The sequence below is a fragment of the Dickeya sp. Secpp 1600 genome (assembly GCF_003049805.1).
Taxonomy (GTDB): domain Bacteria; phylum Pseudomonadota; class Gammaproteobacteria; order Enterobacterales; family Enterobacteriaceae; genus Dickeya; species Dickeya fangzhongdai.
Map to the genome: position 1 here is coordinate 102593 of NZ_CP023484.1, position 13687 is coordinate 116279.

The window sequence follows — 13687 nt, forward strand, 5'->3', positions numbered from 1 at the left end:
CACGACAGGAGTGACGGCGCGCCCGCGCCGTCACAGAGCGTCCATTCAGACGGGCACGCGCCAGTAGTCGTAATAGATATGCTCGACCTGGAAGTTCACATCGTCGCGATCTTCGCTCAGTCGGCTGGCAAGGGTGAACGCGAAATCAAACGCCACGCCCAGACCTTTGCCGCTGATCAGGTTGCCGTCTTCCACCACTTTCTGGTCGACATACACGCCGTCGGTCACGTCTTTCCACAGGTCGCCGGAGCAGACATAGCGACGGCCCTTCAGCAACTGGTTGCCGCCCAGCACTCTGGCGGCCGCCGAGCACAGCGGGCAAATCAGCTTGCCGGCTTCGTCGTGGCGGCGGATAAATTCCGTCACCATCGGATTGGCGGCCAGATTCACCGTACCCTGCGGACCTCCCGGAATCACCACGGCATCAAACAGCCGGTCCATATTTCTTTCCAGCAGGGCATCCGCAAACATGCGGATATTGTGGTAACTGTGTAGCTCCAGCCGGTCGTGACAGGAAAGCAGGGTGACGTCCAGTTTCGTGCGATGCAGCACATCGATCACCATAATCGCTTCCGCTTCTTCAAATCCGGGAGCCAAAAGAATGGCGACGTTCTTGGCCATGGTATCTCCAGCAATCATCAAAGGGAGGAACATCTGTGCCGCCGAGGATAGCAAAGAAACTCGTTTCAAATGAAACGTCGTTTTAATATTGAGTGGTAGGTCGCGTAATCGATGTTTGCTCGTCCGCGCTGGCGATAAACAGCGCTATACTCCCTTCCTTCATGCCGTGGTCGCCGCCCGGTAGGGCAGACGCTGGCGACCAGCTGCGTAGGGTCGGTTTTTCAACCCACTACGTCATGCAAACTACGCCATACAAGCTACTTCATATACGAACGAATTACCGTCACGATCGCTTCCAGATCGCCGGCGCGTTCCGCCGGGTCCGCTTCTTCATTCATCAGATGGTCACGGATGTGGCCTTCCAGCACCTCGCCCATCAATCCGTTCACCGCTCCCCGAATGGCGGCGATCTGTTGCAGGATTTCCAGACATGAACGTCCCCCGCCGTCCAGCGCTTTTTCCAGCGCGTCCGTCTGACCTTTGATGCGTCTGACGCGCGTCAGTAGTTTCTTTTTTTCGTGAATGGTATGCGGCATGGCGACTCCCGTCTTGTTTGACCCTATACTGGGGTATAGTATATTTTCATCATTTCACTTCCAGGCTGGCCTGCCGACCACCTGATTCGGACGCTAACTATGACGGATTTTTCCTTACTTTTGCAGCAGGGCGTGGCTAACGCCTGGCTGTTTATTCCCAGCGCGGTGTTGTTGGGCGCGTTACACGGCCTGGAGCCGGGGCATTCCAAGACCATGATGGCGGCGTTTATCGTGGCGATTCGCGGAACGGTGAAGCAGGCGGTGATGCTGGGGGTGGCCGCTACGTTGTCCCATACCGCCGTGGTTTGGCTGATTGCGCTGGGCGGCATGTACCTGAGCCAGCAATTTACCGCCGAATCCACCGAGCCCTGGCTGCAGTTTATTTCCGGCATCATCATTCTGGGGACCGCCACCTGGATGTTCTGGCGCACCTGGCGCGACGAGCGGGCATGGGTGCAACATCGGCATAGTCATGAGCATCATCACGACCACGACCATCATGACCATCATCACGACCATGACCATGATGACCATCATCACCATGAGCGTAATCACGCTCACCAGCATGCCGAACATCCACATGACCACGGGCAGGCTCATGGTGAGTATCAGGACGCACATGAGCGGGCGCATGCCAACGAGATACGCCTGCGTTTCGCCAATCGGGAAGCCACCAACGGGCAGATTTTGCTGTTTGGCCTGACCGGCGGGCTGATTCCCTGCCCGGCCGCCATCACGGTGCTACTGTTGTGTATTCAGGTGAAGGCTTTTACGCTGGGGGCGGCGTTGGTGGTGTGTTTCAGCATCGGGCTGGCGTTGACGCTGGTGGCTGTCGGGGTCGGCGCGGCGCTGAGCGTACAGCAGGCCAGCCGCCGCTGGCCGGGATTCGCCACGCTGGCGCGCCGGGCGCCCTATTTTTCCAGCTTGCTGATCGCGGTAGTGGGTGTGTATATGCTGCTTCATGGCTGGGCGCGTTTGCCGCTATAGCCGCATCGTTCTCCGTAACGTCGCCATGCCGGCAGTGTGAAAAACGGCGGCTTTTTGGCTTTTCTTTGAGAGCAGAGCCGCCGTAGCGAATTTTTTTCCTGAAAATCCGCCTCCTCTCTTCCGGTCCGCCGGAAAAGATGTTTAAATTATCAATCATAAATTTTGCATAAATATGCATTGATGCGCGGTTGTTCATCGCAGTCGATTCTGATGGCGCCGTGTCGTGCGCGTCTCAATGCATGACCAGACATTGCGTAACCCGGCGGCAGGGCTGCTAAGCTTAACGCCATCGAAATCAAGCAGGGATTAATAGTTATGACGACGATTTTGAAACATCTTCCGGTGGGCCAGCGGATTGGGATTGCTTTCTCCGGTGGTCTGGACACCAGCGCCGCCTTGTTGTGGATGCGTCAGAAAGGCGCGGTGCCTTATGCCTATACCGCGAACCTGGGTCAGCCGGATGAAGAGGACTACGACGCCATTCCGCGTCGCGCCAAAGAGTATGGCGCCGAGAATGCTCGTCTGATCGATTGCCGTAAGCAGCTGGTGGCGGAAGGCATCGCGGCGATTCAGTGCGGCGCGTTCCACAACACCACCGGCGGTATGACTTACTTCAACACCACGCCGCTGGGCCGTGCGGTGACCGGCACCATGCTGGTGGCGGCGATGAAAGAAGACGGCGTTAATATCTGGGGCGACGGCAGCACCTACAAAGGCAACGACATCGAGCGTTTCTACCGTTACGGTCTGCTGACCAATGCCGAACTGAAAATCTACAAACCCTGGCTGGACACCGATTTCATCGACGAACTGGGCGGCCGTCAGGAGATGTCCGAGTTTATGACGAAGTCGGGCTTCGACTACAAAATGTCGGCGGAAAAAGCCTACTCCACCGACTCCAACATGCTGGGTGCGACCCACGAAGCGAAGGATCTGGAATTCCTGAACTCCAGCGTGAAAATCGTTAATCCGATCATGGGCGTGAAGTTCTGGGACGAAAACGTGCGCATTCCGGCGGAAGAAGTGACCGTGCGTTTCGAGCGCGGCCATCCGGTGGCGCTGAACGGCCAGACGTTCTCCGATGACGTGGAACTGTTGCTGGAAGCCAATCGCATCGGGGGTCGTCACGGCCTCGGCATGAGCGACCAGATCGAAAACCGTATCATCGAAGCGAAAAGCCGCGGCATCTATGAAGCACCGGGGATGGCGCTGTTGCACATCGCCTACGAACGTCTGGTGACCGGCATCCATAACGAAGACACCATCGAGCAGTACCACGCTCATGGCCGCCAACTGGGCCGCCTGCTGTATCAGGGCCGTTGGTTTGACCCGCAGGCGCTGATGCTGCGTGACGCGCTGCAGCGTTGGGTCGCCAGCGAAATCACCGGCGAAGTGACGCTTGAACTGCGTCGCGGCAACGACTATTCGATCCTGAATACCGTGTCGGACAACCTGACCTACAAACCGGAACGCCTGACGATGGAAAAAGGCGAATCCGTGTTCTCGCCGGATGACCGTATCGGTCAGCTGACGATGCGTAATCTGGACATCACCGACACTCGCGAGAAGCTGTTCAACTACGTGGAAAGCGGCCTGATTTCCTCCGGCAATGCGGGTCTGCCGCAGGTCGCCAATCCGTTGCTGCAGGACAAGTCCGCGAAATAATCGCGGCCTGAATGTAACGGCAAAAGGGGCATCCGTCTGGATGCCCCTTTTTCGTGCCTGCCGTCTGTTGCCGCTAGCCGCCAGACCGCGATGTCACCCGATCATTAACGGTTGTTTACCAGGTGTTTTTCAACCCGCCCCAGCAGGGCGCGCAACTGCGTTTTTTCTTCTTCACTGAACGGGGAGAGAATGTCGCGTTCATTTTCCACATGCTCTTCCACTACCCGATTGATCAGAGCGAAACCCTCGTCGGTCAATTGGATGTTGACTGAACGGCGGTCGCCTTCAATCGGCATCCGGCGCAGCCAGCCGGCCTGCTCCAGCCTGTCCAGCCGACTGGTCAGGGTGCTGTTGTTGATCATCAGCGCGTTGACGATCTGAGACGGGCTGATGGCATAAGGCGCGCCTCGTCTGCGCAGGGTCGCCAGGATGTCGAACTCGCGGGCGCTCAGTTTGTACTTGCTGAATACTTTGTCCAGGGCGCGGTCAATCAGCAGACTGACACGGGATAGGGTGCCAATCACCAGCATGGGCTCGACATCGAGGTCGGGGCGCTCGTTGCGCCATTGTTGAACAATATCTGATACTTCCAGGTAGCGTGCCATTAACTAGATATCCTTGATTAATATAAAAAACCATTCCTTTTTATTAAGGCGTAGGTCAATACCATTACGCGATCAACCCTACTGTAATATTCTGGAAAGAAATATTCAATGTCAGATGTTATTGACATACTAATTACGTATGCGTATATTACGAGATCGTAATATACGGTGTTGTTTATCGGTGTCACAGGATGTGATGCGTCAAGATACGGGAAGATCGAAAGTGAGTAAGTCAGGAGAACTGCACATGGATGTGCGCCTTCTGTACGGCCAGGGAGGCGGTACGCCTCAGGCTGAGCGGAGATCGTAAATAGACCTCCGCTTTTTGACAGGAACAGTTTGAGGAAGGTTCATTTCGTGAAATTAAAAGATTTCGCTTTTTACGCCCCCTGTGTCTGGGGAACCACCTACTTTGTCACCACCCAATTTCTGCCTGCCGACAAACCGCTGTTGGCTGCCCTGATCCGGGCGTTGCCGGCTGGTATTATTCTCATTCTCGGTAAAACTCTACCGCCGGTCGGCTGGTTGTGGCGCTTGTTTGTACTGGGCGCACTCAATATCGGCGTGTTCTTTGTGATGCTGTTTTTTGCTGCTTATCGCCTGCCTGGCGGCGTGGTGGCGCTGGTGGGGTCGCTTCAGCCGCTGATCGTCATCCTGTTGTCTTTCCTGTTGCTGACGCAGCCGGTGCTGAAAAAGCAGATGGTGGCGGCCGTGGCCGGCGGCATCGGTATTGCGTTGCTGATTTCGCTGCCGAAAGCGCCGCTGAACCCCGCCGGGCTGGTAGCGTCGGCGTTGGCGACGGTGAGTATGGCGTCCGGTCTGGTGCTGACTAAAAAGTGGGGGCGCCCGGCCGGAATGACGATGCTGACGTTTACCGGCTGGCAGCTGTTTTGCGGCGGGCTGGTGATTCTGCCGGTGCAGATGCTGACAGAGCCGTTGCCGGATGTGGTGACCCTGACCAACCTTGCCGGTTATTTTTACCTGGCGATTCCCGGCTCTTTACTGGCGTATTTCATGTGGTTCTCCGGTATTGAAGCTAATTCGCCGGTGATGATGTCGATGCTGGGTTTTCTCAGCCCGTTGGTCGCGCTGTTACTGGGCTTTTTATTTCTTCAACAAGGACTTTCCGGAGCACAATTGGTCGGAGTGGTATTCATTTTCTCGGCGATTATTATTGTTCAGGATGTTTCGTTATTTAGCAGAAGAAAAAAAGTGAAGCAGTTGGAGCAATCTGACTGTGCTGTCAAATAAATAATATTTTTGTGTTACATATCACAAAATAATCTTGAACATGAAATATTAAAGTAATATACATATTGCCTAATAAATTTAGGTTATCAGATCAATAGTTAATATCTTGCAGACAGGAAAAACGTTTTTTAATTTAATGAAGATGTTATACGCCAGTCGGTGAAAATATTACGCTGGCGATTAGTACGAATCGATAATAATTCAGGATGTATTATTATCGATAATATACCCCCAATAAATTTGAGTTGCAGGACCACATGCTCGTGCGTTGAGCAACGTAATGCGCCTGCAACTTGAAGTATGACGGGGATAACCTGACATAATCGCCCAGGATGAGAGAATATTATGTCTAAAACGGATTTTTCGCATGAGTTACTGCGGTTTAGCGATGAGGTAAAGGAGGCGCTGCATACCGGTAAGCCGGTGGTGGCGCTGGAGTCGACCGTGATCGCCCACGGCCTGCCTTATCCTGAGAATGTGGCTACGGCCAGAAAGATTGAGGCCGCTGTGCGTGCCGAAGGGGCGATTCCTGCGACGATCGGCATCGAAAACGGCCGATTTCTGATTGGTATGTCGGATGCCGATATTGAACGGTTTGGCTCGACCAAGGGCATTCCGAAAGCCAGCAGCCGCGATATTCCGGTGATTCTGGCGCAAGGCGGCATGGGCGCGACCACCGTGGCTTCGTCGCTGGTGGCGGCGGACCTGGCCGGTATTCCTTTCTTTGCATCGGCGGGCATCGGCGGCGTGCACCGCGGCGCCGAGCGGTCGATGGATATTTCCGCCGACCTGATCCAGTTCACCCGCTCCCGGGTCGCGGTGGTGTGTGCCGGCGCCAAGAGTATTCTCGACCTTGGTTTGACGCTTGAATATCTGGAAACCCAGTGCGTACCCATCATTTCCTATCAATCTGACGATTTTCCCGCTTTTTACTGCCGTTCCAGTGGTTTTCACAGCCCCCATCGGCTGGACGACGCCACGGTTATTGCCCGTTCCATCGAGATGCACTGGAAGCTGGGTAACCAGAGCTCGGTGCTGATTACCCATCCGATTCACGAAGAGGACGCCATCGACACCGATGAAGTGGAGTCGATTATCCGTGAAGCCGCCGTTCAGGCGGAGCGTGAAGGTATTCGCGGGCCGGGCGCCACGCCGTATCTGATGCGCGCCGTCGCCAAAGCCACGCAAGGGCGGACGGTCAAGGCCAATATGTCGGTGCTGATCAGTACCGCCGCGCTGGCTGGCAAACTGGCCCGCGCCCATACCGACTACCTACGGCAGCAAAACCAGGCATAAGGATATGTCTCATGAAGCCACTTGTGATTTTTGATCTGGACGGCACGCTGGTCGACACGCCGAGCGGCATTGTTAGTGCATTTGTCACGGCATTGCGCGATCTGGGGATGCCGGTTGAGGACCGTCGCGCCATTCGCGCCACTATCGGCCTGCCGCTGGAAAAAGCTTTTGGTCAGCTTCTGGCGCTGCCGGTCGAGGACGAAAGGGTAACCGCTGCTGTCAGGCTGTATCAGGCCGTTTTCCGTGAGCAGGTGCTGCCGCTGGCGCCGGGGCTGGTTTTTCCCGGCGTGGTGGAGGGGCTGGCGTTGCTTAAGGGGCAAGGGTATACGCTGGCGGTCGCCACCAGCAAGGTATTCGCCAGTGCGAAGGCGCTGCTGGAGGCGGCCGGATTGTGGTCGTACTTCGATCTGGTGCTGGGGGCGGACATGGTGGCACACCCCAAACCGCACCCCGAAATGGGGCTGCTGGCGATGTCCCGTTTGGGCGCTGATGCGGCGACCACTGCGATGGTGGGCGACACCACTCATGATTTGCTGATGGCGAAACAGGCCGGTATAGCCGCCATTGGCGTCACCTGGGGGATTCATAACACCGACCAGCTTAAGGCGGCGGAACCGCAGGTAATTGTTGATACATTTAGCGAGGTAGTCGGGGCTGCCCACGCGTTATTAAAACTGTCTTCTTCCCCGATATCTTATTGTTGATTCTATACCCTAAATAATTCGAGTTGCAGGAAGACGGCAACCGAGTGAATCCCCAGGAGCTTACTCAAGTAAGTGACTGGGGTGAACGAGGACAGCCAACGCACCAGCAACTTGAAGTATGACGAGTATACCTGAGTTTTCTTAGTCATTTTATTGCCCGGAAAATGGATTTGACCTGAAGACTGGAGTCTGGGGTCAAATCCTATGTACGGCGATTAATCCTGAAATAAAACCGTTCGATTTATTTTTATTGATTCATGCACGAGGATTGTAATGGATAACATCTCGAATTACGCATTCAATTACCCGGTATTAGTTTTGAATAAAGGATTATTACCTGATCATGACGATATCTCCCTGGCTCGTTATCTTTTTTCTGCTCTGACGCTGGCGGTATCGCGTATTACCCAGAATGAAGAAATGATCGTCGGTTTTCATTTGCATCCACAGGAAATAGCCTTTTGGAAAGATGAAGAACATATTCGTCAACATATTCTCCCGCTGAATGTTCGGCTTAATAGCGCCACGCCGATTGCCGGTTTTACCCGCAAAATAATAACCTGGATGACGCCGGACGCTATTCGTCAGAAAAATGATGTGGGCGTCAGCGTGCTGAAGCTGGGCACGCAACATGCGCTCCACGATATTTTTGACCTGGAAATATCCTGGCAGCCGCCAGTGGAGAACGAGCCGGTTCGGGCGCTGACATGCCATGTCGCCAGCCATGAAGAGGCGTTAGTGCTGACGTTGCGGTTTAACCCGGCTCGTTTCAACGCGACGCAGATGCAAAAACTGCCTGAGGTATGGCATCAGATAACGACGTTCGCGGCGAAAACCGGTGTGGAAACGCTGCGTGATATCGGGTTGATTGACGACGCCGAACGCCAACGCGTGCTGCACGTTTTTAACCAGACCGAACGGGCGTGGGACGGAGAAACGACGGTCGCCGCACGGCTGAAAAACCGGGCGCAACGCCATCCGGAACAGACCGCGGTGGTGTTCCGCGATCGGTCGCTGAGTTACCGGCAACTCTACCGGCAGGCGGGCGCGCTGGCGCACTACCTGAATGCGCTGGAGACGGAACGCGAGCGCTGCGTAGGGTTGTTTGTCGAGCCATCGCTGGAACTAATGACCGGCGCCTGGGGGATCCTGCTGTCCGGCAATGCTTATCTGCCGTTGTCGCCGGAATACCCGGAAGATCGGCTGGCTTATATGCTGGAGAACAGCCAAACCCGTATCATCGTTACCCAGCCGCATTTGCGTGAGCGGCTGCTGGCGCTGGCGCCGCCGGGAATTCAGGTGGTGACGCCGGACGATGTCGATGCGTTTCTGCATCAGCACACGCACCCTCTGCCCGACGCGCCGGCGAACGATATCGCACCGCATCATCTGGCCTACGTGATTTATACCTCCGGCAGCACCGGCAAGCCGAAAGGCGTGATGATTGAACATCATAGCGTGCTGAATCAGATGAACTGGCTGGCACAAACCTTCGGGCTGAATGAAGAGACGGTGATTCTGCAGAAAACGCCGATGAGCTTTGATGCGGCGCAGTGGGAAATTCTGTCGCCAGCCTGCGGTTGCCGGGTGGTGATGGGCGAGCCGGGCGTATATCGTAACCCGGAGCAGTTGGTGGATATGCTGGAGGAGTATCAGGTGACGACGTTGCAGTGCGTGCCGACGTTGCTGCAGGCGCTGCTGGATACCGAACGCCTGACTGACTGCCCGGCGCTGAGGCGGATTTTCAGCGGCGGTGAAGCGCTGCAAAAGCACCTGGCGCAGGCGTGTCTGGAGACGTTGCCTGATTGCGAACTCGTTAATTTGTACGGCCCGACCGAATGCACCATCAACAGTTCCGCTTTCCGGGTTGATCCCGCCAGCGTGCAGCAGGGGCCGGATACGCTGTCCATCGGCGCGCCGGTGGCGAATACCCGTTATTACATTCTGGATAACTGCCTGACGCCGGTGGCCGTCGGGCAGACCGGGGAGCTGTACATCGGCGGCGACGGGGTGGCGAGAGGCTATCTGAATCGTGATGACCTGACCGCCGAGCGTTTCATTACCGATCCGTTTGCGCCGGCCGGCTCCGGACAGCGCTTATACCGGACCGGCGATATCGCCAGCTGGAATCACGATGGCACGGTCCAGTACGCCGGCCGTGCCGACAATCAGGTCAAGCTGCGCGGTTATCGCGTCGAGCTGGATGAGATCCGCTCGGCGATCGAAACCCATGACTGGGTGAAAGCGGCGGCGGTGATCGTCAGGAACGACCCGTTCACCGGCTATCAGAACCTGATTTCGTTTATTGAACTGAATGCCCGCGAAGCGGCGCTGATGGATCAGGGCAATCACGGTTCGCATCATCAGTCCAAAGCCGATAAGGCGCAGGTCATGATGCAGCTGGCCAATAAAGGATGCCGGGAATTTCCGGCCGCCAGCCAGCCGTATACCCTCGATTTGCCAGGCAAACAGCCGGATGAGAAACAGCGCCTCACCGCGTTCGCCCGCAAAACCTATCGGTTTTACGACGGCGGCGCCGTCAGCCGTAACGACATTCTCTCGTTGCTGCACGAACCGCTGTTGACGGCCATTTCCCGCCAGCCGGATGCCCTGACGCTGGACGAACTGGGGCACTGGCTGCGTTATCTGGGTCAGTTCGCCAGCGCGGAACGGCTGCTGCCCAAATATACCTACGCTTCGCCGGGCGCGTTGTACGCCACGCAGGTTTTTCTGGAACTGAACGACGTGGCCGGGCTGGCCGCCGGACATTATTACTACCAGCCGGTGCATCACCAGTTGATTCGGGTCAGCGAGCAGGTTTCGGTGACGCCGGGCAGCCTGCGGTTGCACTTTGTCGGCAAGAAGAGCGCCATCGAACCCATCTACAAAAATAACATTCGGGAAGTGCTGCAAATGGAGATGGGGCACATCATCGGCATGCTGGATAACATCCTGCCGGATTACGGTTTGGGCGTGACGCTGTGCGACGCGGCGGCGCTGGACCCGGCGCCGCTGGCTATGAATCCGGACGATGACTATCTGGGAGCCTGTGATGTGCTGTGCGGGCCGCGTCTGCCGGCGGATGACGATTTGGATATTTACGTGCAGACCGCCGGCGCGAACATCGCCGATCTGCCGGTGGGGACTTATCGCTACGTTCACGGCGATCTGCAGCACATTGCCAATGACGTTATTGATAAGAAACATGTTATCGCCATCAATCAGGCGGTGTATGAGCGCTCGTCGTTTGGCATCAGTATCGCCAGCCGGACCGAAGGCTGGGCCGGCTACGTGAATGTGGGACGTAAACTGCAACGCCTGCAGATGAACCCGCTGAATTTCGGGCTGATGTCTTCCGGCTACAGCTCGGAAACCGGCAACGATCTGCCCGCCGCCCGTCGCTTCTGGCACATTCTCGGTCATCGCACCGGACCGTATTATTTCTTTATTGGCGGGCGCATCAGCGACGAGCAGAAATACAGCGAGGGCATGCGGGAAGACGCCGTACACATGAAAGGGCCGGCGGAGATGATTCGTGACGATCTGGCGACGTTCATGCCGGATTACATGATGCCGAACAAGGTACTGATTCTCAATGAAATGCCGCTAACGGCAAACGGCAAAATCGACATGAAAGCGCTGGCGAATATTAATGTCGAGCTGAAGCACAAGACGATCGTCGCGCCCCGTAACCCGCTGGAGCAGCAGATTATGGCGGTCTGGCAGGCGAAACTGAAACGCGAGGAGGTGTCGGTGGACGACAATTTCTTCGAGTCGGGCGGTAATTCGCTGATCGCCGTCAGCCTGATCAATGAGTTGAACGCGACGCTGAACGCCAGCCTGCCGCTGCAGGTGCTGTTTCAGGCGCCCACCGTTGAGAAACTGGCGGTGTGGCTGAGTCGCGCGCGTCAGGAGCCGGTATCCCGTCTGGTACAGTTGCAGCCCAAAGGGCGTCAGGCGCCAATTTACTGCTGGCCGGGGCTGGGCGGTTACTGCATGAACCTGCGGCTGCTGGCGCGTCAACTGGGCGCGGAGCGACCGTTCTTTGGCATTCAGGCGCATGGCATCAATCCGGGCGAGACGCCTTATGCCACCATCGGCGAGATGGCGGCCAGAGACATTGAACTGATTCGCCAGCACCAGCCGCACGGGCCTTATACGCTGTGGGGCTACTCTTTCGGCGCGCGCGTCGCGTTCGAAACCGCCTGGCAACTGGAGCAGGCGGGCGAGGTGGTGGACAACCTGTATCTGCTGGCGCCCGGTTCGCCGAAGCTGCGCGATGAGCGAGTGGCCGCCATGAGCCGTACGGCGGATTTTGATAATCCCGGTTATCTGACCATCCTGTTCTCGGTATTTATCGGCAGTATTACCGACCCGGCGCTGGCGCGCTGTCTGGAAACGGTGCGAGACGAGGAGAGTTTTGTGGCCTTTATCACCGAGCTCAACCCGGCGCTGGATGATGGGCTGGTACGGCGGATCACCCGCATTGTGGCGCAGACCTTCGAGTTCTCCTACACCTTCAGCGAGCTACAGCAACGGCAACTGAGCGCGCCGGTAACCATCATCAAGGCGCAGGGCGACGATTACTCGTTCATCGAGAATCACGGCGGGTTCTCCGCTTTGCCGCCCACGGTGCTGGAACTGATGGCGGACCACTACAGCATGCTGAAAGCGCCGGGGATCGCCGAACTGACGAGCGTCATTCAGTACCAACAGTCGCCTTCCAGCCTGGTGGGGTAAGACGGTCGGCATAACGCGCGCGGGGAGTCTCCCGCGCGCTTTTCTTTGTTGTCCCATTATCAAACCGATTTTTCCGCTGTTTTGCCGGCACAATCCCATTTTTTAGCGCATTAATCCCACTTTCGAGATAAAAGCGTGCTGAAAACAAGGCGGCGGCAATTGCGGATAAAAACAAAACTCGTTTGTTGGCAAAGTGTCTGTAGATTGACTGTGTTCGATCATGGGTCATGAACGGTGTCGCTGCGACATAGCTTCACTATTAGCGTCATGAGCATTAGCGTCATGAGCGTTTGTGCGACATGGGGACGGTAGCCGTGCGAACTTCATCGGAAACCGGCATGTTTTGCCTGAATGACATTCATCATGAAGTGCCGGAACGCATCCGGCGTTTTCCCCTGGGAGAATTGGGGGATTCGCATCAGCTGCGTGAAGGGCAGCGCCGCATGATGGAAAAGCTGTATCAGCTAAAGACGGTGCCGATGCGCCCCGACAGCCATCAGGCGATGCTGGAATCGGTGGTGGCGGGGCTGATTGAGAGCTGGCCGACGCTGCCTTCGCAGGAAGGGCTGCTGATCTATGCCAAAACGCAGACGCATAACACCTTTTTTGACCGCCCCTGGCTGGGTGACATCCTGCAGCGCCAGCGGTTGGGGCACTGGGACGTCACGACGCTGGGTCTGAATCACTGCGCCAGTGCGCTGTCGGCGTTGCATCTGGTGCGGCACAGCGCGGTGCGTCGGAATACGCCGGTGCTGTTGCTGACGGGGGAGAAGGCGTTTCACCCTGAAATCAACCGCTTCACGGTCGGCGTACAGGGAGAACTGCCGGTGGCGGCGCTCTTCAATGCGGCGAACAGTTCGTGGCAGGTGACGTTTACGGCGGTCAGACATTTGAGCCGCTTTTATAACAATCCGAGCAATATGACCCGGCAGGAAAAAGCCGAATTGAATGGTTGTCTGCTGGATGAATTGTGCCGTTTTATTGTCGATGCCGTCAGGGACAGCGGTATCGGCATGGATGAGATGGACTATTTTGTTCCCTGCAATCTTAATTTCCCGTTATTACGTCAGGTGGCGCAACGTCTGAATATGGGCGATCGCTTATTCAGCCGGCAGGTTTCTGACTACGGGCATCTGTATTGTTCAGACGTTTTATTTAATTTTTCTTCACTAATGAAAACTACAACCGGTCGCGCGAAAAACTATTTTTGTTTTTCGATGGGAATGGGGGTCACGCTTTCCTGCGCGCTGATACAGCAAATTGATATCTAAACAGGAGACAG

At 56.2% G+C, this 13687-nt stretch carries 10 protein-coding genes; 7 read left to right on the plus strand and 3 right to left on the minus strand.

What is annotated here, in order from left to right; translation table 11 throughout:
* Positions 1-45: 45 nt before the first annotated feature.
* Together CPA59_RS00430 and CPA59_RS00435 are read right to left on the minus strand one after the other, a co-directional pair.
* Entirely contained in the window at positions 46-621 is a 576-nt protein-coding gene (locus CPA59_RS00430) for a DJ-1/PfpI family protein (protein ID WP_107758494.1), read from the minus strand.
* Between the two features lie 257 nt (positions 622-878).
* Positions 879-1157: a metal/formaldehyde-sensitive transcriptional repressor gene (locus CPA59_RS00435; RefSeq protein ID WP_038920625.1), complete on the minus strand. Its 279-nt coding sequence runs from the start codon at positions 1155-1157 to the stop codon at positions 879-881.
* 99 nt (positions 1158-1256) lie between these two features.
* Between CPA59_RS00435 and CPA59_RS00440 the strand changes: the two genes are divergently transcribed.
* Complete coding sequence (locus CPA59_RS00440; protein WP_107758495.1) at positions 1257-2144, plus strand: nickel/cobalt efflux protein RcnA; 888 nt, start codon at positions 1257-1259, stop codon at positions 2142-2144.
* A 315-nt stretch (positions 2145-2459) separates the two neighbouring features.
* On the plus strand, positions 2460-3809 hold the full coding sequence (gene argG / locus CPA59_RS00445) for an argininosuccinate synthase (protein WP_100848650.1): 1350 nt from the start codon (positions 2460-2462) through the stop codon (positions 3807-3809).
* A 104-nt stretch (positions 3810-3913) separates the two neighbouring features.
* Here argG and CPA59_RS00450 read toward each other — a convergent pair whose 3' ends face one another.
* A complete protein-coding gene (locus tag CPA59_RS00450; protein ID WP_038663695.1) occupies positions 3914-4414 on the minus strand; it encodes a MarR family winged helix-turn-helix transcriptional regulator in 501 nt (166 codons plus the stop codon).
* Positions 4415-4771: 357 nt separating this feature from the next.
* Here CPA59_RS00450 and CPA59_RS00455 point away from each other — a divergent pair, with 357 nt between their 5' ends.
* The 5 genes from CPA59_RS00455 (at position 4772) to CPA59_RS00475 (ending at position 13676) form a co-directional block, all read left to right on the plus strand.
* Positions 4772-5665, plus strand: a complete 894-nt coding sequence (locus CPA59_RS00455) for a carboxylate/amino acid/amine transporter (protein WP_049855288.1) — start codon at positions 4772-4774, stop codon at positions 5663-5665.
* Positions 5666-6010: 345 nt separating this feature from the next.
* Positions 6011-6961: a pseudouridine-5'-phosphate glycosidase gene (locus tag CPA59_RS00460; protein WP_100848652.1), complete on the plus strand. Its 951-nt coding sequence runs from the start codon at positions 6011-6013 to the stop codon at positions 6959-6961.
* Between the two features lie 11 nt (positions 6962-6972).
* Entirely contained in the window at positions 6973-7665 is a 693-nt protein-coding gene (locus CPA59_RS00465; RefSeq protein ID WP_038920620.1) for an HAD family hydrolase, read from the plus strand.
* A 273-nt stretch (positions 7666-7938) separates the two neighbouring features.
* Entirely contained in the window at positions 7939-12405 is a 4467-nt protein-coding gene (locus CPA59_RS00470) for an amino acid adenylation domain-containing protein (protein ID WP_107758496.1), read from the plus strand.
* 314 nt (positions 12406-12719) lie between these two features.
* On the plus strand, positions 12720-13676 hold the full coding sequence (locus CPA59_RS00475; protein ID WP_255412257.1) for a 3-oxoacyl-[acyl-carrier-protein] synthase III C-terminal domain-containing protein: 957 nt from the start codon (positions 12720-12722) through the stop codon (positions 13674-13676).
* Positions 13677-13687 lie beyond the last annotated feature (11 nt).